Source organism: Shewanella baltica (genome assembly GCF_900456975.1).
Taxonomy (GTDB): Bacteria; Pseudomonadota; Gammaproteobacteria; order Enterobacterales; family Shewanellaceae; genus Shewanella; species Shewanella baltica.
Genome location: NZ_UGYM01000002.1, coordinates 4,428,854 through 4,454,820, shown reverse-complemented (window position 1 = coordinate 4,454,820; position 25,967 = coordinate 4,428,854). Strand labels below are relative to the sequence as shown.

The 25,967-nt window shown below is 45.7% G+C and carries 23 protein-coding genes and 2 pseudogenes; 16 read left to right on the top strand and 9 right to left on the bottom strand.

What is annotated here, in order from left to right; all coding sequences use genetic code 11:
- Nucleotides 1-142: 142 nt before the first annotated feature.
- Nucleotides 143-244, top strand: a pseudogene (locus tag DYH48_RS19915) (TetR/AcrR family transcriptional regulator); the annotation flags it as partial.
- A gap of 66 nt (nucleotides 245-310) precedes the next feature.
- On the opposite strand, the gene DYH48_RS19910 reads toward DYH48_RS19915, so the two are convergent.
- Nucleotides 311-1,654: an anaerobic C4-dicarboxylate transporter gene (locus tag DYH48_RS19910; RefSeq protein WP_006086569.1), complete on the bottom strand. Its 1,344-nt coding sequence runs from the start codon at nucleotides 1,652-1,654 to the stop codon at nucleotides 311-313.
- Between the two features lie 265 nt (nucleotides 1,655-1,919).
- Here DYH48_RS19910 and DYH48_RS19905 point away from each other — a divergent pair, with 265 nt between their 5' ends.
- Nucleotides 1,920-3,098 carry a PrnB family protein gene (locus DYH48_RS19905; protein ID WP_006086570.1) on the top strand — a complete coding sequence of 393 codons (1,179 nt, stop codon included), beginning with the start codon at nucleotides 1,920-1,922 and terminating at the stop codon, nucleotides 3,096-3,098.
- Between the two features lie 4 nt (nucleotides 3,099-3,102).
- Nucleotides 3,103-4,224, top strand: coding sequence for an aminotransferase class V-fold PLP-dependent enzyme (locus DYH48_RS19900; RefSeq protein WP_012586527.1), 1,122 nt, complete (start codon nucleotides 3,103-3,105; stop codon nucleotides 4,222-4,224).
- Between the two features lie 62 nt (nucleotides 4,225-4,286).
- Here DYH48_RS19900 and DYH48_RS19895 read toward each other — a convergent pair whose 3' ends face one another.
- Nucleotides 4,287-5,483 carry a dicarboxylate/amino acid:cation symporter gene (locus tag DYH48_RS19895; protein WP_115335722.1) on the bottom strand — a complete coding sequence of 399 codons (1,197 nt, stop codon included), beginning with the start codon at nucleotides 5,481-5,483 and terminating at the stop codon, nucleotides 4,287-4,289.
- Nucleotides 5,484-6,156: 673 nt separating this feature from the next.
- Here DYH48_RS19895 and DYH48_RS23835 point away from each other — a divergent pair.
- From DYH48_RS23835 to DYH48_RS19875, 4 genes are all read left to right on the top strand, one after another.
- On the top strand, nucleotides 6,157-6,393 hold the full coding sequence (locus tag DYH48_RS23835) for a GNAT family N-acetyltransferase (protein ID WP_006086573.1): 237 nt from the start codon (nucleotides 6,157-6,159) through the stop codon (nucleotides 6,391-6,393).
- Between the two features lie 686 nt (nucleotides 6,394-7,079).
- Nucleotides 7,080-8,687 carry an ATP-binding protein gene (locus tag DYH48_RS19885; RefSeq protein ID WP_006086574.1) on the top strand — a complete coding sequence of 536 codons (1,608 nt, stop codon included), beginning with the start codon at nucleotides 7,080-7,082 and terminating at the stop codon, nucleotides 8,685-8,687.
- Between the two features lie 28 nt (nucleotides 8,688-8,715).
- A complete protein-coding gene (locus DYH48_RS19880; protein ID WP_115335721.1) occupies nucleotides 8,716-9,423 on the top strand; it encodes a response regulator in 708 nt (235 codons plus the stop codon).
- A gap of 368 nt (nucleotides 9,424-9,791) precedes the next feature.
- Complete coding sequence (locus DYH48_RS19875; protein ID WP_006086576.1) at nucleotides 9,792-10,514, top strand: hypothetical protein; 723 nt, start codon at nucleotides 9,792-9,794, stop codon at nucleotides 10,512-10,514.
- Nucleotides 10,515-10,821: 307 nt separating this feature from the next.
- On the opposite strand, the gene glnA is transcribed toward DYH48_RS19875, so the two are convergent.
- Nucleotides 10,822-12,231 (bottom strand): glutamate--ammonia ligase, encoded by a 1,410-nt coding sequence (gene glnA / locus DYH48_RS19870; protein ID WP_006079778.1) that lies wholly within the window; start codon nucleotides 12,229-12,231, stop codon nucleotides 10,822-10,824.
- A gap of 1,059 nt (nucleotides 12,232-13,290) precedes the next feature.
- Between glnA and typA the strand changes: the two genes are divergently transcribed.
- Complete coding sequence (gene typA, locus DYH48_RS19860) at nucleotides 13,291-15,102, top strand: translational GTPase TypA (protein ID WP_012196535.1); 1,812 nt, start codon at nucleotides 13,291-13,293, stop codon at nucleotides 15,100-15,102.
- A 320-nt stretch (nucleotides 15,103-15,422) separates the two neighbouring features.
- Here the strand turns inward: typA and DYH48_RS19855 are convergent.
- Together DYH48_RS19855 and DYH48_RS19850 are read right to left on the bottom strand one after the other, a co-directional pair.
- Nucleotides 15,423-15,662 (bottom strand): annotated as a pseudogene (locus tag DYH48_RS19855) (nuclear transport factor 2 family protein); the annotation flags it as partial.
- Between the two features lie 173 nt (nucleotides 15,663-15,835).
- Nucleotides 15,836-17,050, bottom strand: a complete 1,215-nt coding sequence (locus DYH48_RS19850) for a 4Fe-4S binding protein (RefSeq protein WP_115335719.1) — start codon at nucleotides 17,048-17,050, stop codon at nucleotides 15,836-15,838.
- Nucleotides 17,051-17,417: 367 nt separating this feature from the next.
- Here DYH48_RS19850 and DYH48_RS19840 point away from each other — a divergent pair, with 367 nt between their 5' ends.
- Together DYH48_RS19840 and DYH48_RS19835 are read left to right on the top strand one after the other, a co-directional pair.
- Complete coding sequence (locus tag DYH48_RS19840; RefSeq protein ID WP_115335718.1) at nucleotides 17,418-18,422, top strand: isopenicillin N synthase family dioxygenase; 1,005 nt, start codon at nucleotides 17,418-17,420, stop codon at nucleotides 18,420-18,422.
- 18 nt (nucleotides 18,423-18,440) lie between these two features.
- Complete coding sequence (locus DYH48_RS19835; protein ID WP_115335717.1) at nucleotides 18,441-19,601, top strand: trans-sulfuration enzyme family protein; 1,161 nt, start codon at nucleotides 18,441-18,443, stop codon at nucleotides 19,599-19,601.
- Between the two features lie 230 nt (nucleotides 19,602-19,831).
- Here DYH48_RS19835 and DYH48_RS19830 read toward each other — a convergent pair whose 3' ends face one another.
- Both DYH48_RS19830 and DYH48_RS19825 read right to left on the bottom strand, forming a co-directional pair.
- Nucleotides 19,832-20,485, bottom strand: a complete 654-nt coding sequence (locus DYH48_RS19830; protein ID WP_115335716.1) for a DUF2959 domain-containing protein — start codon at nucleotides 20,483-20,485, stop codon at nucleotides 19,832-19,834.
- A gap of 29 nt (nucleotides 20,486-20,514) precedes the next feature.
- On the bottom strand, nucleotides 20,515-20,736 hold the full coding sequence (locus DYH48_RS19825; RefSeq protein WP_006079786.1) for a hypothetical protein: 222 nt from the start codon (nucleotides 20,734-20,736) through the stop codon (nucleotides 20,515-20,517).
- Nucleotides 20,737-20,817: 81 nt separating this feature from the next.
- Between DYH48_RS19825 and DYH48_RS19820 the strand changes: the two genes are divergently transcribed.
- The 6 genes from DYH48_RS19820 (at nucleotide 20,818) to azoR (ending at nucleotide 25,216) form a co-directional block, all read left to right on the top strand.
- Nucleotides 20,818-21,789 (top strand): virulence factor BrkB family protein, encoded by a 972-nt coding sequence (locus tag DYH48_RS19820; RefSeq protein WP_006086585.1) that lies wholly within the window; start codon nucleotides 20,818-20,820, stop codon nucleotides 21,787-21,789.
- Nucleotides 21,790-21,825: 36 nt separating this feature from the next.
- Nucleotides 21,826-22,791, top strand: a complete 966-nt coding sequence (locus tag DYH48_RS19815; protein WP_172481219.1) for an alpha/beta fold hydrolase — start codon at nucleotides 21,826-21,828, stop codon at nucleotides 22,789-22,791.
- A complete protein-coding gene (locus DYH48_RS19810) occupies nucleotides 22,788-23,393 on the top strand; it encodes a hypothetical protein (RefSeq protein ID WP_115335715.1) in 606 nt (201 codons plus the stop codon). Before DYH48_RS19815 ends, DYH48_RS19810 begins: the two co-directional genes overlap by 4 nt.
- 17 nt (nucleotides 23,394-23,410) lie before the next feature.
- Nucleotides 23,411-23,848, top strand: coding sequence for a D-aminoacyl-tRNA deacylase (gene dtd / locus DYH48_RS19805; RefSeq protein WP_006079790.1), 438 nt, complete (start codon nucleotides 23,411-23,413; stop codon nucleotides 23,846-23,848).
- Nucleotides 23,849-24,007: 159 nt separating this feature from the next.
- Nucleotides 24,008-24,460 (top strand): thioesterase domain-containing protein, encoded by a 453-nt coding sequence (locus DYH48_RS19800; protein WP_006086590.1) that lies wholly within the window; start codon nucleotides 24,008-24,010, stop codon nucleotides 24,458-24,460.
- A 159-nt stretch (nucleotides 24,461-24,619) separates the two neighbouring features.
- Nucleotides 24,620-25,216 carry an FMN-dependent NADH-azoreductase gene (gene azoR / locus DYH48_RS19795; RefSeq protein ID WP_063884975.1) on the top strand — a complete coding sequence of 199 codons (597 nt, stop codon included), beginning with the start codon at nucleotides 24,620-24,622 and terminating at the stop codon, nucleotides 25,214-25,216.
- Nucleotides 25,217-25,369: 153 nt separating this feature from the next.
- Here the strand turns inward: azoR and DYH48_RS19790 are convergent, their stop codons facing one another.
- Both DYH48_RS19790 and DYH48_RS19785 read right to left on the bottom strand, forming a co-directional pair.
- The gene (locus tag DYH48_RS19790; protein WP_115335714.1) at nucleotides 25,370-25,555 is read right to left on the bottom strand and encodes a hypothetical protein; all 186 of its coding nucleotides are present in this window, start codon (nucleotides 25,553-25,555) and stop codon (nucleotides 25,370-25,372) included.
- 75 nt (nucleotides 25,556-25,630) lie between these two features.
- Nucleotides 25,631-25,954, bottom strand: a complete 324-nt coding sequence (locus DYH48_RS19785; protein WP_011845563.1) for a rhodanese-like domain-containing protein — start codon at nucleotides 25,952-25,954, stop codon at nucleotides 25,631-25,633.
- Nucleotides 25,955-25,967 lie beyond the last annotated feature (13 nt).

Genomic DNA, 25,967 nt, shown 5'->3' with positions numbered 1-25,967 from the left:
CTAAGCTGTCGTCTAGGGTTTAGCGTTAGCAGGAAGAAGCTTAATACATAAGTTGTGAGCTTTTGAGCGCCGACGAGTGGGAATAAATCGAATGGAAAAGAGCTGTGACTCTGCAGCCTGAGTTTCTCGATGTGGCACGTTTGCATTCTGGCCTAAGCTGTTCCATATGAAAAATAATGATGAGCACCAGCAAGCGATTATCGACGCCAATATCAAGATGTTTTTGGCCATGTATCGCGCTTAAACTTATCGTTCCATGCTATTCAACATAAAGGCCGCATCGCGGCCTTTATTATTTATGTAATACAGACTAGAGCAAGGCTGTCGCCAGCAGATAACCGACGGTCGATGCGGTACCCACGCCGATAAAACCTGGAATAATAAAGCTGTGGTTAATAATGAACTTACCTATTTTAGTTGTACCTGAACGGTCAAAGCCGATACAGGCCAGATCGCTTGGATAAGTAGGGAGCACAAAATAACCGTAACTTGCAGGAAGGAAAGCGATCAAGAGTTTTGGATCGACCCCTAAGGCGAGACCCATAGGCGCAATGGCAGTCAGCGCCGCTGCTTGGCTATTAACAAGCTTAGAGATAAGAAACAGCACTAAGGCATAGGTCCAAGGCTGGCTTTGCACCACGTGGGACAGGTTTTCCTTAAGCACATCCATATGGCTGATGAAGAAAGTATCACTCATCCACGCCACCCCAAATACTGAGAAAATCGCCACCATGCCCGCTTTAAAGACGGGGCCATTAGAGATGTTTGTTGGCTTGACTTTGCAGGTCATTAGAATAAATGCCCCCGCAATTAACATCATCATCTGGATGACTAAGTTCATCGATAATAAGGTCGTTTTCCCTTTAACTTCAAAGGCAGGGCGCAGTTCACTAAAGGAACCTAACAGCACCACAGCTGCAATAGCCGCAAAGAAAATCCCCGTTGCCCAGTAAGCTTCCTTAGGAAAACGTTGGTTTAGCAGGGTTTCGCTCTTGTCGTAGATAAAAGCTCTTTGGACAGGATCTTGAATCCGTTCTTGGAACTCTTCGTCTTTATCTAAATCTTTACCGCGACGTAGACTCCAAAGCGCTGCGGCCATCACACCGCAAAGCGATGCAGGTACGGATACCATTAAAATTTCGAGCAGATTGTAGGCGCGGCCTACACCTTGCTGCGATGCGAGAATCGACACCATAGACACAACCGCTACCGACACGGGCGAAGCACAAATTGCCATTTGCGAGGCGACGGATGCCACAGCCATTGGGCGTTCTGGGCGAATATTTTTCTTCAGCGCGATATCGGAAATAATCGGAAACATGGTGTAAACCACATGGCCTGTACCGCAAAGAAAGGTCAGCGTCCAAGTGGTCAGCGGCGCCAGAATGGTGATGTATTGTGGATGGCGGCGCAGTAGGCGCTCGGCAAACTGCATCATCACATCCAAACCGCCTGCGGTTTGTAATACGGCCGCACAGCCGATCACCGCAAGAATCGTTAGCATAACTTGTACTGGCGGTTGTCCCGGCGCTAAACCGAAGACAAATATCAGTAAAAACAAACCTATGCCGCTGATGAGGCCGAGTCCCATACCGCCGTAGCGGGTACCGAGTAGTAGGCAACTAAGCACTACTATAAATTCCATTAAAATCATCCGATTTACCTCTGCGGAATCTACCGCTTAGCGATTTGTTGAGTGATGAGTGTTTTCAGGGACATTCTGCGGAGGAAAAGCGTTTGAAAAATTGCGCTGGCGCATGGTGTAAATAAAAAATGGCATGAGATTTTTCGGAAATTTGACCTAGCGCTAGAAACACGTAGCGATAAGTTGCATTCTGGTTAACGAGTTTTACGGAATGGGCTAAGACTTTGAGCTCGCTCCGTTTACAAGAACGATAACAATACTCAAGGATAAGCCCGTGAAACCAGCCACCTTTAATACCGAAGCCTTCGATGATTGGATCCGCAGTCGCTTTGTCGAACTCAACTCAGAGCTCGAACAGCTTTACTACCAACAAGCGGATCGGGCCAATGTGCTTGATATCGGCGCAGAAGCTAAGTTGGCGCTGGAGAGTGAAGGGCGAGAGTTGATTAAGGCCTTGCTCGATGAGGGCAATACCGACGAAGGGTTCGACAGTGCTTTTGATTTACTCGGCAATGTGGGCCTGTATATGGCGGCCTGTCGACGCCATGAGATTACCGAGCCTTCGCGGGAAACCACATCGCCATTAGCCGAAGCCTCCGCGCTTGCCATGCACATCGGCGCTTCAATAGGCGTCACGCCGCGCTTTGCTACCGCACATTTAACTACGCACAATCGTGCCCACAATGGCATTTATAAGCGCTTTACCGATCTTCCCGCTGAAAAGTTGTTTGTGGATTACAACACTAAAGGCATTTTGGCCTATAAACGCGCCGCCGAAGCGCTATTGAAGATCCAGCCTTTGGGTATTTCCCATCCCATCAGTCACGATTTACTGCGAGTCGCTAAACAGGCATTGCAGGATGTGATTGAGTCGAATACTCAATTATTCAATCGATTAGATACGGATCGTTTCTTTTACTGTGTTCGCCCTTACTACAAACCTTATCGGGTGGGCTCGGTCATTTATCGCGGTGCCAACGCCGGGGATTTTGCGGGGATTAATGTGATCGATTTAACACTAGGTCTTTGTTTCGCCAATGAAGCTTCCTACTCGCAAATGCTGGTGGACAAGTTTTTGTACATGATGCCAGAGGATCAGCAGATATTGCGTGAGTGCATGCGTCGACCGAATTTAATGGATGATTTCCTGCAGGCAAAAGACAGTGCGAACCAAACTTGGTATCAAGAAAATTTGCGACTCTTTATCGAAGTCTGCGAATTACATGGCGAGACTGCGATTCAGCATCATAATGAGTTAGTGACTAAATATATTGCCGAGCCTTCGATAAGTATGGAGCAGCAGCATTTAGCTAAGGTTACCGCCAGTGGTCCGCCACTGCATGTGCTACTCGGTTCATTGGAGCGACTCAGAGATAGGCGCGCCGCCGCTCAGCGCAGCGATATTCGGACGCGTTATTATGAGATTAAAAAATTAAAAGAGAGTTTGAGATAACACTATGTTTGAAGACTTTAAAAAGGACTTTTACCTCGCGGGTCCAGGATATCTATTGAACCATTCAGTCGGTCGACCGTTAAAATCGACCGAACAGGTCTTCAAAGAAGCCTTTTTTGCGCCTTGGCAGGAATCGGGGCGTGAGCCTTGGGGCCAGTGGCTGAGTGTGATTGATGATTTTACCTTTGCTTTATCCAAACTGTTTAACGGCCACCAAAAGGACTTTTGCCCTCAGGTAAATCTTTCCAGTGCACTGACTAAAATCGTGATGTCACTCGACCGATTAAATCGCGAACACGCCGTTGTGTTGATGAGTGAGATTGATTTCCCCAGCATGGGATTTGCCCTTAAAAAAGCGCTGCCAGCAAGCTGCGAAGTGCGTTTTATTCCTAAGGGGCTTGATGTCACTGACCCTAATGTGTGGGACGCGCATATCAGTCGTGATGTAGATCTGGTGTTTGTCAGCCATGCTTACTCGAATACGGGGCAGCAGGCGCCATTAGCCAATATTTTCACCATAGCCCGTGAGCGAGGCTGTTTGAGCTTAGTGGATGTGGCTCAATCGGCAGGGATTATTCCGCTAGATCTCGCGCGCCTACAACCTGATTTTTTAATCGGGTCGAGTGTGAAATGGCTCTGCGGCGGCCCTGGTGCCGCCTATCTTTGGGTTAATCCCGCTATATTGGAGAGTTGCCAGCCAAAGGATGTGGGGTGGTTTAGCCACGAGAATCCGTTCGAGTTCGATATCCATGATTTTCGTTACCAGCATTCCGCAATGCGCTTCTGGGGTGGAACGCCTTCAATCGCCCCCTATGCCATTGCCGCCCACAGCATTCATTACCTTGCTGGTCTAGGCATCCCCTTGCTGCGTAAATGTAATCAGCAGTTAATTGATGCCGTGGCGCAAGAGCTCGAACATGAGTTTGTATCGCCACGGGATGTTGAAAAACGCAGCGGTACGCTGATTTTGCAGTTTGGTGAGCAACAACATCAAATCATGACGGCATTAGCGAACGCGAACATCAGTGTCGACGCCCGCAGCATGGGGATCCGTATTTCGCCGCATATCTACAACAATATGGCCGATATCAAGCTGTTACTGGACGTGATAAAAGCCAATCGGTAGCCAATTGATAAGAGCTCTGTGGATAAATAGCTATGCCCAAACCTGAGTGTTTGGGCATTTTTTTAGAGTCGTTTACGATTTAGCCGCTCGATGATCTGGCAGGCGTTCAAGTCGTGTACCACGTTAATGACTGTCGATGGTGCATCGGTTATTGCCCCTATCACCACTAAAATCGGGATGGTTTCTATTGGCAAGCCTAATGTCGTGACGATAAAAATCTCTCCGAGGAAAGCGCCGCCCGGTACGCCGCCTATGATAAAGGCCGATAAAACCGAAATCAGTATGGTCACCATAAACACATCGACGGTGAAATCTAATCCGAGTAACGAGTAGATAAACACGATTTTTAGGGCTGTGATGATTGAGGCGCCGCCCTTATTTAAATTGACCAATAATGGCAGGCTGATGTCGGCAATTTCGGGTTTGATGCCCATCTTTAGCGCGGTTCTTAAGGTGACGGGTAAGGTGGCAAGCGATGATGTGGTGCCCAGTGCGATCACTGCGGGTTCGAGGGCGAAGCGCCAGAATTGTTTAACCCCTTGAGTGCCACCGCCAAGCCAAGCGTAAAAGGTAGAACCCACTGTTAGATAAATAAAACAGGCGACCATAAACAGACCAACGGCGCGGGCAAAGGTGATAACAAGCTGCGGATCTTGGCTTGCCATCGTTGAGGCGAAATAGGCACCCAGTCCCACGGGAGCAGCCACCATAATGATCGACACTATCTTCATGATGACGGTATTAAAACTGTCGAGTAATACCGAGACTTTTCTGCCATCCTCACCCGATTGACCTATCGCAATCCCCGCAATAACCGACATGATGATCAGGGCTAAGATATTGGATTTTGATAATAAACCTGAAAAGTCATTGGTGGTCAGCAGGCCGACAAAATCCATCGTCCCCGCAGTATCGCTGATAGTTTGATTGAGATCTAAGGTAACACCTTGGGCTGGGTCGAAAAACAAGGCCAGTCCGATAATGCCAACGGCGGGAATAATCGCCATCACAATCGACACCGCCATGATTGACACTAACAGAGCGCCGAGTTTCTTCAAATCCGTCATGCGAGCAATGGAGGAGGTCACGCTAATGGCGACCAGTGGTACGATAATCATAAACAACAGGTTTAGAAAAATTTGCCCTAAAGGTTTGAACTTGAGCGCCAGTTCTGGCAAACCTACACCGAGCAGGCCGCCCAGTAATAACGCGGTGAGCAGCACGATGGAATCTTTATACGGTTTTATCTTTTGCCACATAGGTAAGCGCCTATTTTTATGAATAAGAGCGTCCAAGTGATCAGGATTAATCGTGCTGCATGGACATTCTCAAGCTAGCGAGTCGTGTGCTATAGCGCAAGAACTGATTGGAAATGAATAGCTTTAATCTGCTAATAGGTTCAATGACGGGATTTGGGCGAGTTGAAGGGCTCCGGCTAACGAAGCAATGTACTATCTTCTAAATGATCGCGAGGCTGTTAATAGAACAAGTGCAGCGTATCGATGACTGAGGAAATTTGTGAGGTGGTGGCTCAAGCTCAATCTGTCAAACGTCTGCTAAATTTCTGCAATTTATAGACAACACCTTAAATACCTACGGCATGCGACTTTTAGCACTCCGCTAAATGTGTTTAGTCATAGTGCGAAAAGTGTTGTAGGTTATCTTGTGTTTCATGGCTGGTTTGAAATCGTTAACGTTGGATCGTTATTTAGTGAAATGAGTCGTTAAATGGAGTATTTATTGTTTTAATTTAAACGGTTGAAAGTGAATCGATATATTTAACTAAATTGTATCAATGGTTTGAAAGTGAATGGGATGAAGTTGAACCTTTAGCAGCCACAAAGGATGGTCAAGTAATCCCAAATCCAATTGTTGCCTTGAAAGGGGGAGAGTTGGTTGGTGGTTTAGTCTTTACGCGTTTTTTTGTCTCTAATGACTCAGAGGCAAGCTGTTTGGATTAATGCAGTTTTTGTTAATCCTGAAAATCGTAAACAGGGTATTAGCGCTCAATTGATCAATCATGCTGAAAAAATCGTTAAAGAAATGCTTGAACCAGAATTATTGGTTTTTACTCATATACCGGTATTGTATTCAAATCTAGAATGGAAAGTCATTGCAACGCATGATGATCATTTCGTACTTAACAGTTCATTAGTGCAATCAGCATGAACACAGCAACGGCATCAAGATGATTTACTAAATTTGGCATTCTAGGTTTAGCTTTATCTTGTGTGTAGTACAGTAAATTTCAGCGTTTACTGCATACAGTAAAAGACAATGCCGATAGCTGACCTAAGGTTTTAGCTCCTTACCTTGTAAACGCTCAAGCACGTTTATGTTCAAAAGTGTATTCGTTTTTAACGTCTAAAAACCACTAAAGCTAAGTTGAAGGGAGGCTTAGTGAAGGGGCTGTGTGGCCTAAACTATTCGTGGTATGGGATTCTAAAGTCACGTAACGTTCACATCAGTCTGCTAAATTGACACGCTAGTCGTCCGCTCAGTTCATCGCCCATGTGCATAACTTTGACGGCAACACTAAATAACATTGTTTTATTTTTTAGTGGCTTAGCTAATTTTCTATCGACATGTTCTAGTTGCCAATATTAATGTACAGATAAAAATTAAAAATCAAGGATGGTGTCACAAGGTTTTACGCTTGTGGCTAAGCGTGCATAAGGAGAATGCTCTGCACTCTAATAACAGCGTGTAATTGCGGCGTATCTCACCTGACTGTTTGTCGTAAGCATGTCAGTAAGTGATAGATGAATAGCGACAACCCTTCCAATAGATTGTTTTCATTTTTGCATTGTTATTGAAATACCACTTTTCGAATATTTTTTCGTTATAGGCTACGTATGAAAAAATCATTATTATCTTTGGCTATTATCGTTATTTTGTCAGTGGTGGGTATTCAGCTATTTATCATTCCGCTGTTTGAAAATAAAGTCAGGCATCCGACCGAGAAGTGGGCGCTGGAGTTGTTGACATCAGGTACGGCCAATATGCTTGCAGTGCAATTACAGCGGTTGCCGAAGCAAGACAGGGCTGCCTATTTACAGAATATGCAGGCTAATTTTGGCTATGAACTTGCAGTGCAAGACTATCAGCGGGATGACTTTTCAATTGTGCAGCAGCAATGGATTGATCAGAATAACGTCGTTGGCGAGCCGTTAACGGATTTAGTCTACCGAAGAATCGACGCCGATCAGCTGTTGGTGGTAATCAAACCTAATACCGTACCTAAATATTTAGTCAATGATGCTCAGCGTTGGAGTATGGGCGTATTTTATCTTATTACTCATGCGTTAAATAAGCAGCCAGAAAATAACTGGCACTCGATAATTGCTGTCATCAATGAGGATTTTGCCTACCCAGTGACATTGCAGTCACTTGGCGAGATACACGAAAATGATGAGCAGATGAGTGACTTATATGCAGGACGCATTATTGCGCTGTCTACTGCGGACTCTGATGCGATTGGCTACCCAGCAGACAGGGTGATGCAACGTATTGGCAGCAGCGACAAGGTGATTGTTCTAGGACCATTCAGCACTGAGTTAAAGCCTAAGGTGCAGTACATGTTAAGTATCTTTTATTTGATATTTGGCTTGTCGCTGTTAGTGCCGATTATCGTGTGGCTGATACCTGCGTGGCGCTCTATGTTAAGCCTGAATAAGGTCGCGATATTACTGGGGAAAGGCCATTTTGATACGCGTGCTAAATTTATTCATTTTAGCCATTTAAATCACTTGTCCAACACCATTAATATTATGGCGGAGAAAATTCAGCGATTAATTTCCTCACATAAAAATCTTGTAAATGCCGTCTCTCACGAATTACGCACACCTATCGCTCGGATAGAGTTTAATATTGAAATGCTGAGAAATAATACTCAGGATAATAATCAATTGACGCAACTAGATCGTATAGAGTTTTCATTAAATGAGTTAAATTCATTAGTGTCGGAAATGCTTGAACATGCGCGGTTTGATAGCGAAATACCGACACTGACATTTGAGTCAATTGAGCTCAACCACTGGCTAAGACAAGAGTTACTGCTGTGGCAAGAGGCTAACCCAACGATAGTCATCACTTTGCTTGGGCATGATGAATGCTTGGCAAGATTCGATAGGTTTTACATGAGCCGCGCCATCAGTAATTTAGTCCGAAATGCCATTGCCTATGGGCAAAGCCAGATCCACGTCGGCTACCAAAAAACAGCAAAAGGGTGGATGGTTTTCATTGAAGATGATGGTTATGGTGTGCCTTTGGCCTCCAGAGATAAAGTGTTTGAGCCGTTTTATCGAGACGATGAAAGCCGCAATCTGCAAAAGAGTGGGACAGGATTAGGCCTAGCCATTGTCAAGCAAATCATAGATTGGCATAGCGGTTCGGCGAGCGTTAACGCGTCAGCTTTAGGAGGCGCTCGTTTTGTCCTCAGTTGGCCAGACAAGAAGTTATGACGTATAGCAGGTTAAGGAGTAGGCGATAATGAAAACCAAAATTCTCATTGTAGAGGATGATTTGCCTTTAGCTGAGTCTATTCAGGAGTACCTTAACTATGAAGGTTGCCAAGTAGAGATAATCTCAAACGGCGTGCTAGCAGTATCGAGGATTCTTGAATGGCAGCCCGCACTGGTGATACTCGACATCATGTTACCGCAAAAAGACGGCTTGAGTGTATGCCGAGAAGTAAGGCCGCAATATAACGGCTATATTTTGATGTTTACCGCGCGAGAAGAAGAAATAGATCAAATTGTTGGGCTTGAAATTGGCGCAGATGATTACTTACTTAAACCAGTCAAACCTCGTATGTTGCTGGCTAAAATCAAAGCGTTTTTAAGGCGAGATAGATTGGCCGAATCGATTGCTGAGAACCAGCAGGTAAGCGAATATATTAGTTTTGGCCAATTAGCGATCAATACCCAAAAGCGAAGCGTAACCTTAGCAGATGTAGCGATAAAGCTTACGGATGGAGAGTATGATCTGCTGATCACTTTAGCTAAAAATGCCGGAAATATATTGTCTCGTAACGATATAGTCGAACAAGTAAAAGGCTATTATTACGACGGTATAGAGCGCGGTGTTGATAATCATATTTGTCAGCTTAGAAAAAAACTCGGCGATGACGCGCGTAATCCATTTAAGATAAAAACGATTCGTTCAAAAGGGTATTTATTTGTCTCTAGCGGCTGGTGATATTGATTTTTTTGATATTAGTTACCGAGATGGATGACCGCTATTTATCTGGTTGGCAATAGAGTTTTCTATCTTAAACCAAATTTTCATTGTTTTAAAAATAAAATATATATCTAAAATATCTTATTCCCCGAGTAACATCTGTCATCAGTCATATATGTGTAGTGCAATACTAGTGAGTATTCATCTCTCATCATCCCCACTCTGCTTGAAGACGATATCTGATAGACCATGACAATTCCTGACAATATCCGACAACTGCTGAAGGCAGTTAATAAAAGTGTGTGTTAGCATTTTTCTATAAATTGAGAGAGCCAGTAATGTCATCATTAATTATTTTTTCTAACAAAATAATAAGGTAGAGATCAATGGCGATAAAAATGTTAAACCGCAAATTAATGTTGGGACTTAGAGATATTATGAACAGAAGTAATAAAGGATTTATTATTGCGATAGCAGTCAGTTTTAGCACTATGTTGGCTGGCTGCGGCGAAAGTTCAGATGAGCTAGATGACAAGCTGACGCATACAGCAGACTTGTATTTCATCAATTCACTGCCCTATATGGCAGATTTTTATGTTGATAAACGAAATATAAGCACTGGTTACTCAGGATTGTTTGACAGTAATAATCTAGTTTCGGCGGATGTTAACACCAATGATATCGGCAGTGCCTACACCTATAGCTACAAAGCCATTAACAATATGATTAACTTAGGTGTGAAAGACAGCGTTAACGTTAATAAAGAAGAGCGTACTACGACAACCTTAAAAAATAGCGATGATCTTTGGGTCATCGCATGGGAAGCGTCAGGCGAAAGGCTACTGTCAGTTATAGACAAAAAGTCCAACAACACCGCCGATGTCTTCAATGTTCGTGTGTTTGCGAATGACAGCTACGATGTTTCTGTTGACGGTGTGAAAATATTGACCACAGAAAAAGGTAAAGTGACAGAGTATCTGAGTATAAATCATTGTGTCGATGGTCTTAAAGTTGCGGGTAGGGCGATAGATTTATGTGCTGCGAATATAGGAGGTACTTATTTATTGGTGGTCGATAACAATGGAAAACGTGTGATGGCAGAGGAATAGTTGGCAAGGATGCCATAGCTAATTGTTCACTGCATAGCCTCCTACTGATTGCTTTATTTAAGCATTCGTCAGGAGGCCGTTATGTGTCCCCACTTAATTCACATTCATCTAATGGAACTGAGATGGTTCTCTACCTTATATAGAACAAGTCTCTGTTGCTATTGGGGTCGCTGCGAGTGTAATGGCTAATGAGTGTGTGGGGATGGCTATTCAGTTAATTACATAAAATAATTCAATCGTCATAGATGCCCCGCTAGGCATAAAAAAGCCCCGACAATTCGGGGCTTAATCAATTTGCGAGTAAGGATTACAAGCTGTAGTACATTTCAAACTCAAGTGGGTGAGTTGTACGTGCTACACGCTCAGCTTCTGCTGTTTTCAGTACGATATAAGATTGGATGAAATCTTCACTGAACACGCCGCCTTTTGTCAGGAACTCATGGTCAGCTTGCAGATTTTCAAGGGCGTTTTCTAATGACGTTGCCACTTGTGGGATTTCAGCCGCTTCTTCTGGAGGCAGATCGTACAGATCTTTGTCCATCGCTTCACCTGGGTGGATCTTGTTTTGGATACCGTCAAGACCGGCCATCAGCAGCGCTGCGAAACCTAAGTATGGGTTGGCATGTGGATCTGGGAAACGCGCTTCGATACGACGGCCTTTAGGGCTTGGTACCACTGGAATACGGATTGATGCAGAGCGGTTACGGGCAGAGTAGGCCAACATAACAGGTGCTTCAAAGTGTGGCACTAAACGCTTGTAAGAGTTAGTGCTTGGGTTAGTGAAAGCGTTCAGCGCGCGAGCGTGCTTGATGATACCACCTATGTAGTACAGCGCCGTTTCACTTAAACCCGCGTATTTGTCGCCAGCGAACAAGTTAACACCGTCTTTCGCCAGAGATTGGTGAACGTGCATGCCGCTACCGTTGTCGCCAACGATGGGTTTAGGCATGAAAGTCGCCGTCTTACCGTAAGCGTGTGCCATGTTGTGCACTACGTACTTCAGAATTTGGATTTCATCCGCTTTCTTAGTTAACGTGTTGAAGCGAGTTGCGATTTCGTTTTGACCCGCAGTCGCCACTTCGTGGTGATGCGCTTCAACCACTTGACCCATTTCTTCAAGCACTAAACACATAGCGCTACGTAGGTCTTGTGATGAGTCAACCGGTGCAACTGGGAAGTAACCGCCTTTAGTGAATGGACGGTGACCTGTGTTGCCGCCTTCGTAGCTAGTGCCTGAGTTCCAAGCCGCTTCTTTAGCGTCGATCTTAACGAAACAACCTGACATGTCAGTACCGAAACGGACATCATCAAATAGGAAGAATTCTGGTTCTGGGCCAATCAAAACAGTATCAGCGATACCAGTAGAGATTAGGTAAGCTTCTGCTTTTTTAGCAATTGAACGTGGGTCACGGTCATAACCCGTCATAGTACCTGGTTCAAGAATGTCACAACGGATCAGCGCTGTGGTTTCTTCGGTGAAAGGATCCAGTACGAATGTCGTTGGATCTGGCATCAGTACCATGTCTGATTCGTTAATGCCCTTCCAACCTGCGATAGAAGAACCGTCAAACATTTTGCCGTCTTCGAAGAAATCAGCATCTACCTGATGAGAAGGAATAGATACGTGCTGCTCTTTACCTTTAGTGTCGGTAAAACGTAAATCAACGAACTTAACTTCTAATTCTTCAAGTTGCTTTAAAACTGATTCAACTGACATTCTCAAGCCTCCGGTAGGGTAAAGGGATGCCCCTTCTATAATCTTTTAACTCAAGTTATTTATCTTGAGCCAAACTTACGAGCGATAAAGCGATATCCATGCCAATAATTTAACTAGCTGATTAACAAGGTTTAAAATCTTTTCTGCACTTAATTGGATTCGTGTTTGCACCACTATGGTGCCTTCAGCTGTGGCATTTTGGTGCATCAATCCATTTTGGTGCATCAATCCATTTTGGTGCACCAATCCATTTTGGTGCGCACTGAATTGATTCATGCAAACCTAGGCTTGGATCCAAAGTAATAACATGCACTGCTTATGTGGCAGTGAGATGGCAGTGACGCCTTGGCCCACATTAGTCGCATAAGGACAGCAGCACTGAATCTAGCACATCTTTTCAGCACAGAACTGGACTATTTCTCTGGGCTATTTCGCCGCCGCATAATTGTCATAAAACCACGCTAGTCTGTCCAACTATGCCACGCATTCTCAATCCAATAGTGGTTTATTATCATATTATTAGGAAAGAGTTCGTTCTCATGTGCGAAATGTCTTTGTTGTTCACAGACCAAGTGAATAAGTAATGCGTAATAAAGGTATAGCGTGACAATGAAGTGAGTCTTAAAGACATTCAGTTTTCGCGGTCATAAACGCCAATATGAATGCTCAGTTAAATGTACGCTAGAATTTATTGCTGTTTCTCGGCGAGATGATTTCATCGCGGTGACATCAATTTTAATTGATGTTTAAATCAGCAGAAATTGTTTGCGTCTAGAGTATGAAAAATAGCAAATTCAGCTGCTTAACTCGGATTTTCCCTACTAATATGGCAATTGAACAGTGCTTTAACTGTGGCGGTAGAGGATTTCACTCAATGGAATATTGGCAGGAATTACCCAAGGATCGGCGGATTGTTTTATAAGTGTTCAAAAATAATCCTGTGCGCCAAGGCCGCTCTGGAGTAGAATGGCACGCTTTTTATTGTGGCGGATCGAGCTAGATCGCCATAACGAATTACTGAAATATCCCTATTTTTGTTTGATGGTAAGAGGTTTATCCGTGCTAGAGAATTTACGTAACATCGCCATTATTGCACACGTTGACCATGGCAAAACGACCCTGGTAGACAAGTTGCTGTCACAGTCAGGCACCCTTGCAACCCGAGGAGAAGCCACTGAGCGGGTGATGGACTCCAACGATCTTGAAAAGGAACGTGGGATCACGATTCTGGCAAAGAATACTGCCATCAAGTGGAACGACTACCGTATTAACATCGTTGATACCCCAGGCCACGCCGATTTCGGTGGTGAGGTTGAGCGTGTTCTGTCTATGGTTGACTCAGTATTATTGCTGGTTGATGCCGTTGACGGTCCAATGCCACAAACTCGCTTCGTAACGAAGAAAGCGTTTGCTCAAGGCTTAAAGCCAATCGTTGTTATCAACAAGATTGACCGTCCAGGTGCACGCCCAGATTGGGTTATCGACCAAGTATTCGACCTGTTCGACAACTTAGGCGCAACTGACGAGCAATTAGATTTCCCAATCGTTTACGCTTCTGCGTTAAACGGTTTTGCAACTTTAGATCCGGATGTAGCGAGCGATGATATGACGCCGCTGTTCCAAACTATCGTTGAAAAAGTATCTTTCCCAGATGCTGACGCCGAAGGTTCGTTCCAGATGCAAATTTCGCAAATCGACTACAACTCATACGTGGGTGTTATCGGTATCGGCCGCATCAAGCGTGGTAGCGTTAAAACTAACCAACAAGTGACCATTATTGGCGCTGATGGCAAAACTCGTAACGGTAAAATGGGCCAAGTATTAGGTTACATGGGTCTAGACCGTACTGAAGTTGAAATTGCTAACGCGGGCGACATCGTTGCTATCACAGGTTTAGGCGAGCTGAAAATTTCTGACACTATCTGTGCCGTTGGCGCAGTAGAAGCAATGCCTGCTTTGACTGTTGATGAACCCACTCTGACCATGACTTTCCAAGTTAACACTTCACCTTTTGCTGGTAAAGAAGGTAAGTATGTGACTTCACGTAACATTCTGGAACGTCTGCAAACAGAATTAGTCCACAACGTGGCACTGCGTGTTGAAGAAACAGAAAGTCCAGATCGCTTCCGCGTATCTGGTCGTGGTGAATTGCATTTATCAATCCTGATTGAAAACATGCGTCGTGAAGGTTACGAGTTAGCCGTATCACGTCCAGAAGTAATTCTGAAAACCATCGACGGTGAACTGTGTGAACCATACGAGACGTTGACTGTTGACGTTGAAGAAGAAGATCAAGGTACAGTGATCGAGAAGTTAGGTACCCGTAAAGCTGAAATGAAAGACATGCAGCTTGATGGTAAAGGTCGTGTACGTATCGACTTCATCATCCCAAGCCGTGGTTTAATCGGTTTCCAAACTGAATTCTTAACTGCGACTTCTGGTACTGGTCTAATCTACCACTCGTTCGACCATTACGGTCCACACAAAGGTGGCGATATCGGTCAACGCGCTAACGGCGTATTGATCTCTAACGCTACTGGTAAGGCTCTGACCTTCGCACTGTTCGGTCTACAAGATCGCGGTCGTCTCTTTATCGGCCATGCCGCTGAAGTATACGAAGGCCAAGTAGTTGGTATCCACGCTCGCTCAAACGATCTGACAGTTAACTGTCTGAAAGGTAAGCAGCTGACCAACATGCGTGCTTCTGGTACTGACGAAGCTCAAGTACTGACTACGCCAATCACAATGACACTTGAGCAAGCGCTTGAGTTCATCGATGATGACGAATTAGTTGAAGTAACGCCTAAGAACATTCGTGTTCGTAAGAGACACTTGACTGAAAACGATCGTAAGCGCTTTAACCGCGCTTAATGATCGTCTGACTCGCCATTAAGGTGGGTCAATCGGTTTAAAAAGCCCTGCATAGGAAACTATGCGGGGCTTTTTGTTGGGAGTTATTTGGTCATGGGCATGTCGATACTTTGCGCTATGGAGCTGATGTGAAGTTTTATTCGTTATATCGCTAAAAGCTTAGTGCTTGCAGCATATATTCTCTGAAGCACTGCGGGCTCTGCTAAACGTTGTAACTCTGTTATTCTGTGACGAGAAGATTGGGTATGCCGGCGATTAGTTAAAAATGCTGAATCTTGAGATCCTGTATTGCTCCTCATTCATCACCCGTATGCAATTGCGGCAAGATCTTGTAAGGAGAGATCTAACATTTCGATATGGATCCGCTCAGGCACTTGTGCAAAGTCCTGCAGAGTGATCCGCACCCATTCTTCCCTGTCGGTCACAAGCTGGTCACTACTGCCAGCATAGCCGCTAAAGTTCTCACTAAAGCGGTGGGTTAGCCTGTCATCACGGGAGGAATACATCTCAATATATTCGTCAAATAACGAACGGATCAGTTGCTGTCGGTTGGGTCGCATAGGCTAGCTCCGTTATGGAACATAAAACCACTTATCTGGTATTCGCATAGGAATAGTATCAGCGATAAAATCGAGTGGTTGCCTGATTGTAGTCAATGTTATGACTTATATATTAAAAATACTGCAAATAGTGATGTAAGCCATTATCTGCAGTGTGCTTTTTTGGGGATTAGCTAATGCCCCACTCTATCTATCACTTGGATCAGTTCCATGCGGATATTGTCGGGTGTTTGGCTATGCCAGAAACCCGCTAAGTACGCGCCAAGCGGCAGAATAAATAAGGTAATGAGTACTAATGCGAGTAATCCCTTGTGGCCGAGTCTGTGGCCGAATTTAAGTCCTAGGCCAAGGGCGGCAGATTTTGGGCAAGCGGCGACGCAGCGCATACAGGCTTGGCATTCGTCACTGCGAACCGTGGTTTTGGTGTGCACTATGATGTTTGCTGGGCAGGCGCGGGTGCACTTGTCACATTTCATCCCTTTTGCTTCGATAAGGCAGTGCTGAGTATCACGGCGGATTTTTAAGGGACTCGCAAAACTTAAGATCCCGAGCATGGCACCATAGGGGCACAAGTAACGGCAGAATCCCTGACGGCGCCATGCGGCTAAGGCAAGGATCAGCGTAAACACTAATAAAGTAATTAGACTAGGTGTTAGGAAGAACAGTGCCATCTTCAAGTCGGCAATCTTATGGTAATTGCCATCGAGATAATTAGGAATCGATTGCGCTGGCATGCCAATCACTATGTAACAGAGGCCAAGCAGCAATAGATACTTGAGCATACGCAGTGGCCAATCGAGCCAAGCGGGTGGCGTCAGTTCTGATTTAATAAAGCGTTTTCTAAAGGCATACAGATATTCCCCTGCCAAACCTAATGGGCAAGCCCAACCACAAAATGCTCGCTTGCAGAGTAATCCTGTGAGTAATACCGCAGCTAACATCACTGCCGCTGCAGGATGGGTTTGATCCCATAAATTCAGACTGACAATAGCCTTAAGCTCAATGCCGCCAGCAATTGGCAGGAAAGCATCGACCACATCTGGGCGCATGAGCCAAGGTGTAATACCTTGCTTAAGCAGTATGGTATTGATTGTGTATTGCACGGCAACCAGTAAAAGCGATAGCGCCAAGACATGCTGAGTGCCTTCCCGCAGGGTGTTTATCTTAATCTCACCCTTGAAGGAATCAGGTGCAAATTTATGCCCCAATAATGCCAACGGCAGCGCAATAATCAGTCCGAGTGCCAATGGCCAGTAAAGGCTAATCGCGACGGCGCCGACGCTGAGTAACAGTGTGGCGGCAGCGCCCCATTTCTGGCCGCTCCAATAGCTGAGGGAGGCGAGATACATGAGTGCCAACATCAGGGTGAGTGATTCGATAAAAGTCATAGTGATGAATACAGCGAATGAGTAACGAGTACAGTGTCTGAGTGATGAACTGATGATAAGTTTTTGAGTACTAAGTGAAATTGTGCGACAGGTCTAAGATTGGTGCTATCAATCCATTAAAGCGCGCCATAGCTCACAAAGCCAAGTGTTTTGGGCTTGCACAAAAAAAGAAGGGATTGCAGGGAGGCGAGATGAGTAACGTTACGACTCATCGACAAGTGAAAGGGAAGTATGGAAGCCTAGATGTCTATATATCTAAATGATCTAATATTCTTGTTTGATATATCAAATAGTTATTAATTCGTTATCCATTAACCTATAAAGGCATAGAATCCGACTCAAATCATGCGTTGAATTGGAGTCATTGATGGAACAATTACCGATATTGAATTTAAGCGATTGGCATGCGGGTGGGCAAAGTCGTCACGCCTTCATTAATAAACTTGCCGATGCAGCTAGAAGGATAGGTTTTTTCTATTTAACTGGCCATGGCATTGAGCTCGCGAGACAGCAGCAAGTACTTCAGTTAGCTAGGGATTTCTTTGCGCTCCCTCTCGCCGATAAGCTCGCTGTGAAAATGACGAACACGCCTCATTTTCGTGGTTATACCCGTTTACAAGGTGAATTGACTTTAGGGAAGCCTGATTTGCGTGAGCAATTTGACATAATGCAAGAGGAAACCGCTAATCCTCCGCGTTCGGATGTGCCCAAATGGTCGCAATTACAAGGACCTAATCAATGGCCGTCCCAATTACCGCAGATGAAAACGATTTTATTGGAATGGCAACAGGACTTAGCCGATACCAGTGTTACGCTATTGAAGGCGCTCGCTGTCGCATTAGAGCAATCAGAGACCGCATTCGATGCCACGATTGATACTGGCCCATATCAACACATGAAGCTTATCCGCTATCCAAGTGCGAATGGAGAGACTTCTGGCCAAGGGGTGGGAGCGCACAAAGATCCTGGTTACCTCACCTTAGTGCTGCAAGATAAGCAATCGGGTTTAGAAGTTCAGACTGACGACGGCTGGGTAAGCATTCCGCCCTTGGAGGGCGCCTTTGTTGTTAATATAGGTGAGTTACTTGAGTTAGCCTCTAACGGGTATTTAAAAGCCACTTATCACAGGGTCACTAGCCCGCCTGCTGGAGTTGAGCGCTACTCTTGCGCCTTTTTTATGGCGGCACAGTTGAACGCTACGGTTCCCTTGTTACCCTTGCCTGAATATTTGGCACGCCAAGCCCAAGGGCCTGCAAGCGATCCATTAAATCCACTCTTTCACCAAGTTGGCCAAAACGTATTAAAAGGACGTTTACGCTCACATCCTGATGTTGCGAAAGCGCATTACGCCTCATTTTCCAATGCTATTTAATTGTTATTAGGATCTATTATGCAGTTTAAAACCAAATTACTTCACACCCATCATACCGCTGAAAACTCAACGGGTGCGCTCACGACACCTATCTATCAAAGTAGCACTTTTGCCTATGGCAGTGCCGAAGATGGTCGAGCGCGTTTTGCCGGTGAACAGCCGGGGTTTATCTACAGTCGTATGGCGAACCCCACTGTACAGGCACTCGAACACCAATTGGCCCAGCTAGAGGGGGCTGATGACGCGCTTGTGGTTGCGAGTGGTATGGCGGCAATCAGCAGTATTTTCTATGCCTTGGCCAGTCAAGGTGATGAAATCGCATTTATCGATCCTGTATATGGTGGTACTGCGGCATTTCTAATACAAACGCTGACCCGCGCGGGCATTACAGTGCGCCGTTATCAAGATGATGACCACTTATTGTCTGAGATAAGCCCCGAGACAAAAATTATCTTATTTGAGCCTATTACCAATCCGACCTTAAAAGTCAGTGATTATCGTAAGGTAAAGCTCGCCGCTGAGCGGGTTGGGGCAATCACCATTTGTGATAATACGTTTTTAACGCCGTATTTATTCAAACCGCTGGAACATGGCATAGATATCGTGATGCACAGTGCCACTAAATATTTAAGTGGGCATGGTGATTTAATCGCGGGTGTAGTCGCGGGCCGTAAAGCATTAATGCAGCCAATTCGCACCTTAGCACTTAAGCATATTGGGGCTGCTATTGGGCCACAGGAAGCCTATTTACTGCAGCGCGGTTTACGTACTTTAGCGTTGCGAATGGATGCCCATCTTGCGGGAGCCGCTAAAGTCGCTGCTTTTTTAGCATCACATCCGAGCGTCGAAAAAGTCTATTATCCAGGGCTTTCACAGGATCCAGGGCATCAAGTTTTGAGTGAAACGATAAATGCCTTTGGCGGTATGGTGAGTATTGAGCTTGAAGGCGGGTTTAGCCGAGCGGCGCAGTTTTTAGATAATTTAAACCTATTTACTCAAGCGGTCAGTTTAGGCGATCTAGAAAGCTTAGCTTGCCACCCAGCAAGTACTACTCATGCGGCAATGGATGTCGCGAGCAGGCTAGCTTCTGGGGTGAACGATAACCTTATCAGACTGAGTATTGGCGTTGAAGATCCTCAAGATTTAATTGCCGATCTTGAACAAGCATTAGCGATCTAAGACGGATAATTTGAATCCGGCCTGTCGCTTGGATCGTGTGTACAACTCGCGGTAGATTTTTCCTGCGGGATAATTTGATGAATGGTCAATCACTTAGTGTGATGTGCCATGTCAGCAACTCACTAACAATGACTCATATTAAGCGGCGATGAGTTAGCCCAAGCTGTTAGTTCTATTTTCTTTAATTGAAACTAACAGCTTGCGCCTCGAATGAGTCAATTGTATTCAAGCTAACTTTTTGATTTTTCGAGTGACTCGATAAATTTGTTCGACTCGTTAATCGATTTGTTCATCTCTTTAATCAGGCCCGAAATATCGGTTTGCAGGCTGGCAAATTCGCCTTTGATCGCACCAATGGCTTGGGCGTTCAAGTTATGCTTGAGATACAGCATGTTGTCTTTCATGGCGGTAAGGATAGGTGGCATTTTTGATTCGGCGCGGTGCATGCTTTTGATCAATTGTTCGTAGGCGCGGCGGGTTTCTTTGAGCTTAGCTTCACTGTTACGGCGCAGGCTGGCTTTGCTGATCTCGCCAATTTCACCTTGCCACTCATCGAATAACGCTTCGGCCACATCTTCAACTTTCTTGATGCGGTTGCTGACGTTATCTGCGGCGCTTTGGGCCGATTCGTATTCATCCTTAGCCTTGTTATAGGCTTTTTCTAGGTTGCCGCCATCGTGATTGAGCAGGGCTTGCATCTCTTCGAGGGCCGAGCTGAACTCTTTTTGGGCGTCCTCTTGGGATTCTTTCGCGTCTTTAACTCTGTCGACCATAATATCGCGTTTATGGTAACCGACCTTTTCCATCGCGCCATAATAGGCACTTTGGCAACCACTGAGCAGGAGGCTTGCGGCAATCAGGCCTGAAGTTATCAGTCTTTTCATTGGGTATTCCGTCACTGAGTGAATTGAAATTAATCGGCCTTAAATCGAGCCGCATCGATAATGCTCCACAGATGAAAGATAGCACCTATTACCGCGGGCACAATTAGCCACCAGAGTGCATAACCCACCACTGTGATAATGAAAAATAACAGTGCGGCCATAATGCGGCCTTGTAATAGTTGGCCTAACCCAGGGAAAAATAGGCTAGCAATAGCGGAAATAACGTTACCCGCAGATCCTTGTTGAGACATCAATTCACTCCTTAGACTTGTAAATTAAGTGTTTATTGTACGAAGATAACGAGTCTATACCAACAGAATCAAGAGAAACCCGTGACTAAGAAGATAGAACTGGCACAAATTCGCGTCTTATTCCTCGGGATCTGGCACTTCCTGCTGCATTTAAGGCGGCGTTTAGTGGAAGATCAGATCAATATCCGCGCCGGACATTTGGCCTATGTCACGCTATTGTCACTCGTGCCTATGGTGGCAGTGACTATGTCTATGCTGTCGGCTTTTCCGGTGTTTAAAGGCATTCGTGGGCAGATAGAAGGCTTTGTTTACGAAAACTTTTTACCCGCTGCTGGCGACACAGTGCAAGTGTATATCAATGAATTTGTGGGCAATGCGTCTAAGGGGACAGCCGTCGGGATCGCGGCCTTAGTGGTGGTTGCCATTATGCTGATTTCCGCCATCGACAAATCACTGAATAACATTTGGCGCACTAAAGAGAAGCGTTCCGTGGTGGTCGCATTTTCAATGTATTGGATGGTGCTGACGTTAGGGCCGGTATTGGTCGGGGCGAGTTTGGTCGCATCCTCCTATGTGATTTCACTGAAGGTGTTTGAAGCTGAAGCTTTATCGGGCATGTTGCCTATTTTTATTGCGCGCTTGCCCATGTTGTTTTCGGTTGCCGCATTCCTGCTGTTATACATGGTGGTGCCGAATCAGAAGGTGAAGTTTTTACATGCGTTATTGGGGGCGATTGTGGCCGCGCTCTTATTTGAGTTAGGTAAAAAAGGCTTTGCCTTGTACGTGACTCAGTTTCCAAGTTATGAAGCCATCTACGGCGCGCTCGCGACGATTCCCATAGTGTTTGTCTGGGTGTATTTATCGTGGATGATAGTGTTGCTCGGCGCGGAAATTACCGCGGCTATGCCAGAATATTTAGATTATGAATCGAGCTCAGATGACGAAACGGCCCTGAATGCCAAGCCATTAGCAGATGCCAGCCAAGGTGATTCGTCGTCAGTATTAACGTCGGCAGAGGTGACGGCACTCAAGGCCGTGGCGAAATCGGAATGACATCCCTAAACGGTTAAGTAATGGCGATAACACTTAATGCCTGAATCAGTGCCCGAATCCTTTCCCCCTTTTATCCGCCGCGACTGGTTTAGCGTTGGCAATGGTCAGCAATTACATCTGGCGCAATACGGTAATCCTCAAGGTATCCCGCTGTTGTATTTGCACGGTGGTCCGGGAGCGGGTTGTGATATCGGTGATTTAGCTTTATTTAATGGCGAACAATATTGGATTTTGCTGTTAGATCAACGAGGTTCTGGACAATCCTTGCCCTTTGGCGATTTAGCCCATAATCATCTTAATGGTTTGATCTGCGATATGGAGGCGATTCGCCTTGCGTTAGGTATTGAGCGCTGGTGTTTAGCGGGTGGCTCCTTTGGGGCCACATTAGGCTTAATTTACAGCGGATTATTCCCCGAACGGGTGATAGCGCAAGTGCTGTGGGCGTTATTTATTCCGTCTAAAGAAGGCATAGATTGGCTCTATGGCGCTGATGGCGCGGCAAAATTACAACCTGCGGCTTATCGACTCTTCAGTGGTAATACGCCCGTTGCGCCATCGCTGGCTGAACTGCTGGATTCATACCATCAAGGTTTGGCATCGGCCGATGAAAACCTGCGGCACCATTTTGCGCGGCGTTGGGTTCAGTGGGAGCTAAAGCTCGCGGGGGCGAGATTGGTGTTGCCAAGACAGTTACCCGACCCAGTATTAGCGTTAGCGGATATCGAATTGCACTTTGCTCGGCATGCTTACTTCAATGCCATGAGTGTGTTGCAGCGCGTGACGTCTAGAGTGAAGGCGCGTAGTGTGCTATTGCAAGGAATGCAGGATGCGATTTGCCCAGCGGCGTTATTGCGCGATTTTTTGGCTGGGTTAGAGCATGCTATTACGATTCAATCTGTTGCCGACGGCGGACATATGCTCAATAGCGAGCCGTTGTTTTTGGCGGTCACAGCAGAAATCCATGCTATGTGGTCGTGGATACATCAAAGGGAAATACAATGAAAACATTGCTCATCAGTGCCAGTTTACTCGGATTAACTGCCTGTGCCGCCACGGCGCCCTCGCAAACCAGCGCGATTGACCCAGTGGTGGCTCAGGAGAACGTGAGTGCGCCCGTCGCGCCCAAAGTCGTTGAACTGGGTGGATTGACCAATGACGCTGCCGCTGAGCGCTTGTATCAAGCGTTGATTAACGCGAACTACTTGGCCACCAAAGTTGCGCCAACTAAAGTCGCGGTGCAGTTTGGCGATAACCAGTTTTTGCTTGAGCCGAGTATTAATTCTGCGGGCATTGACCGTATTTTAATGAATCGTTTCTATGCCGTGCATCCGCAATTACAGGCTAGCCAAGAGCTGCCTGTGGTGATTGGCACTTTGAATCAGAAGCTTAATTTTGCCAAGTTCGTGTTGCTGGACCAAGGCGCTGTGATCCAAATACAAGGCACAGTCACCTTTGCCGACCGTGTTGAAATCGAAGAGTTACGTCGTTTTATGCTGTGGACCAATGGCGGTTTGGCACAAGTCGCGCAATCCTTGCCCGATGGTATCGACCAATATATTCGTCCTATCCCGCTCATGCAGCAAATGGTTCCCGTTAAGCCTTAATCTAAAAAGGAAAAGTTGTGATTGCGTTAATTCAAAGAGTGAGCCGCGCCAGTGTGGTTGTCGATAATCAAACCATAGGCGCAATCGATAAGGGCCTGTTGGTTCTGCTGGGCGTCGAGCAGGAAGATACCCGCGAGAAGATGGAAAAACTGGCAACTAAAGTGATGAGTTATCGCGTGTTTTCCGATGAGAATGGCAAGATGAATCTCAACCTAGAGCAAGTCGGTGGCTCTTTGTTAGTGGTGTCGCAATTTACCTTGGCCGCCGATACGGGCCGTGGCTTGAGGCCGAGTTTTTCGGGCGCAGGTACGCCGGATCAAGCCTTGGCACTGTATGAAGAGTTTGTCGCATTTTGCCGCGCTAAGGGCGTGACCACAGAAACCGGACAATTCGGCGCCGATATGCAAGTGTCCTTAGTCAATGATGGCCCTGTGACTTTTAATCTGCAGGTGTAGCTTCTTATCGCGCGAGTGATTGCGTTAGTTATTGTGTTAGCAATTACGTTAGCTATTACATTAGCTATTAAATTAGTCATCGCGTGGTTTTTCTGGGGGATAGAGTGTTTAACTTATTCGGTGTTAGCTGTGAAGAGGGTTGTATCAAGGTAAATGCACATGGATGAATTACTTACTCAACTACTCATTCAATTACGCCAGACGTGGCACAGTACTATTCCTGTTAGCGAGTTTATGCAGATTGCGCCACTCGATTACAGCGAGGGTGAGTTTCGAGTCACAGCGCCGATAGCGCCTAATATTAATCTGCATCAGACCATGTTTGCCGGCAGCATTTATACCTTGATGACCTTAACTGGCTGGGGCGCTGTGTGGCTGAACCAGCAGTTAGCAGGCGTTGCGGGTGACATTGTGCTCGCCGATGCCCATATTCGTTATCTCGCTCCAGTGACTTGTGATCCTGTGGTAACAGTGCAATGGCCAACTGTGGATCTTAGTCCGTTGCAAAGAGGTCGCAGAGTGAAAGTGAAGTTAGCAGTGCAATTGTATTGTGATGCTAAGCTTTGTGCGGTATTCGAAGGTCTGTATGTCAGTGCGCCGAAAGCGAGTTAATTTATAGCGCGTCGCAACAACCTATAACCTTTCTAAAAAATCGAAGTGAATCTCAAATTTTATCCACTTTATTTCTTTTTTATGGGCGAATACACTAGCGTCATAGAGTTGAGATATTCCATCTGACTCTGAGTCATTTACCTATTTTCGGAGCAGATTATGTCTAAAGTCTTAATTTTAAAATCAAGCATTCTTGGCGGTTATTCACAATCTGCCGTGTTAATTGACCACTTAGCTAGCCACTGGGAAACCCAAGGCGCCGCTATCACAGTACGTGATTTAGGCGGTAAAGACGTGCTGCCTATGGTAGACGGTGAAATCGCTTCTGGTTTACGTGGTGGTGCAGAATTATCGGCACGTCAGCAAGAAATGCTCGCATTATCAGATACCTTAGTTGCTGAATTAAAAGCGAATGACACTATTGTTATCGCAGCGCCTATGTATAACTTCACTATTCCGACTCAACTTAAAAACTGGATCGATTTCATTGCCCGCGCTGGTGTGACTTTTACTTACACTGAAACAGGTCCAAAAGGATTAGTGGAAGGTAAACGCGCTGTGTTAGTGACGACCCGTGGCGGCGCTCACAAAGATGGCCCAACGGATCACGTTGTACCTTACTTGAAAACGGTTTTAGGCTTTATTGGTATCACTAATGTTGAAGTGGTTTACGCCGAAGCGCTGAACATGGGTCCTGAAGCACACGACAAAGGCATGAGCGAAGCGAAACACAGTATCGATCAGCTGAAGGCTTAATTGGCCCATTGATTAGCTGAGTCATTTGATTTAGCTGAATAAATAATGCCAGCCTTTAATAGGCTGGCATTTTTGTATGTTCATTTAAGCTAAGCACGCTTGGCTTAAGTGGTTAGGTTTGAGCTACTAGGTTTAAGTCGCAGACTTAGCCGTTTATTCGCAAAGGCTGCAGCCTTTAGCAAGGGCGCTAGTCTCAACATAACGCACCTTAGTGCTGGCTTGGTCGCGATTACGACTGATGCTAAAGCGTGCAGGGCGTTCAGTTTCATGCGGCTTTTCAGCAGGGTTAACCTGTGCGGTTTCAAGCTGTAACGCTTTGGCATGATTCGTTTTATGCATACATCACCTCGCAGATATCTAAACCATCACAACATACAGATTGGTAAGATTGGCGCCGAACAACCAAGGCTTAAATTAGCTCGGTTGGCAGCAGACTAAATCTTTAAGTGAGCCACCATTCACCACGCAGCCAAAACCATTGGCCTTGAGGATATCGCAGCCTTTTTGCGCTCGAATACCCGCGCCACAGTAGAGCACGAAGGGATGTTGTTTATTGTCGACTTGATGCAACCACTGGTCGAGTGTTGGCAATGGCACATTAATGGCTTGGGGCAAATGACCGGAGGCAAATTCCTCCGGTGAACGCACATCAATCACCCGTGCGCCTTGCTCAATCAATTGCCAACACTTTTCGCCCGATTGACTGCCGGATAACTTAGCCAGTAAAGATTGAAACATAGCATTGCTCCTA

What these genes read in the sequence shown, in the direction of transcription:
- DYH48_RS19910 (WP_006086569.1), bottom strand. Translation starts at nt 1,654, where the DNA reads ATGATTTTAATGGAATTTATAGTAGTGCTTAGTTGCCTACTACTCGGT.
- DYH48_RS19900 (WP_012586527.1), top strand. Translation starts at nt 3,103, where the DNA reads ATGTTTGAAGACTTTAAAAAGGACTTTTACCTCGCGGGTCCAGGATAT.
- DYH48_RS19895 (WP_115335722.1), bottom strand. Translation starts at nt 5,483, where the DNA reads ATGTGGCAAAAGATAAAACCGTATAAAGATTCCATCGTGCTGCTCACC.
- DYH48_RS23835 (WP_006086573.1), top strand. Translation starts at nt 6,157, where the DNA reads ATGACTCAGAGGCAAGCTGTTTGGATTAATGCAGTTTTTGTTAATCCT.
- DYH48_RS19885 (WP_006086574.1), top strand. Translation starts at nt 7,080, where the DNA reads ATGAAAAAATCATTATTATCTTTGGCTATTATCGTTATTTTGTCAGTG.
- DYH48_RS19880 (WP_115335721.1), top strand. Translation starts at nt 8,716, where the DNA reads ATGAAAACCAAAATTCTCATTGTAGAGGATGATTTGCCTTTAGCTGAG.
- DYH48_RS19875 (WP_006086576.1), top strand. Translation starts at nt 9,792, where the DNA reads ATGGCGATAAAAATGTTAAACCGCAAATTAATGTTGGGACTTAGAGAT.
- glnA (WP_006079778.1), bottom strand. Translation starts at nt 12,231, where the DNA reads ATGTCAGTTGAATCAGTTTTAAAGCAACTTGAAGAATTAGAAGTTAAG.
- DYH48_RS19850 (WP_115335719.1), bottom strand. Translation starts at nt 17,050, where the DNA reads ATGACTTTTATCGAATCACTCACCCTGATGTTGGCACTCATGTATCTC.
- DYH48_RS19840 (WP_115335718.1), top strand. Translation starts at nt 17,418, where the DNA reads ATGGAACAATTACCGATATTGAATTTAAGCGATTGGCATGCGGGTGGG.
- DYH48_RS19835 (WP_115335717.1), top strand. Translation starts at nt 18,441, where the DNA reads ATGCAGTTTAAAACCAAATTACTTCACACCCATCATACCGCTGAAAAC.
- DYH48_RS19830 (WP_115335716.1), bottom strand. Translation starts at nt 20,485, where the DNA reads ATGAAAAGACTGATAACTTCAGGCCTGATTGCCGCAAGCCTCCTGCTC.
- DYH48_RS19825 (WP_006079786.1), bottom strand. Translation starts at nt 20,736, where the DNA reads ATGTCTCAACAAGGATCTGCGGGTAACGTTATTTCCGCTATTGCTAGC.
- DYH48_RS19815 (WP_172481219.1), top strand. Translation starts at nt 21,826, where the DNA reads ATGCCTGAATCAGTGCCCGAATCCTTTCCCCCTTTTATCCGCCGCGAC.
- DYH48_RS19810 (WP_115335715.1), top strand. Translation starts at nt 22,788, where the DNA reads ATGAAAACATTGCTCATCAGTGCCAGTTTACTCGGATTAACTGCCTGT.
- DYH48_RS19800 (WP_006086590.1), top strand. Translation starts at nt 24,008, where the DNA reads ATGGATGAATTACTTACTCAACTACTCATTCAATTACGCCAGACGTGG.
- azoR (WP_063884975.1), top strand. Translation starts at nt 24,620, where the DNA reads ATGTCTAAAGTCTTAATTTTAAAATCAAGCATTCTTGGCGGTTATTCA.
- DYH48_RS19790 (WP_115335714.1), bottom strand. Translation starts at nt 25,555, where the DNA reads ATGCATAAAACGAATCATGCCAAAGCGTTACAGCTTGAAACCGCACAG.
- DYH48_RS19785 (WP_011845563.1), bottom strand. Translation starts at nt 25,954, where the DNA reads ATGTTTCAATCTTTACTGGCTAAGTTATCCGGCAGTCAATCGGGCGAA.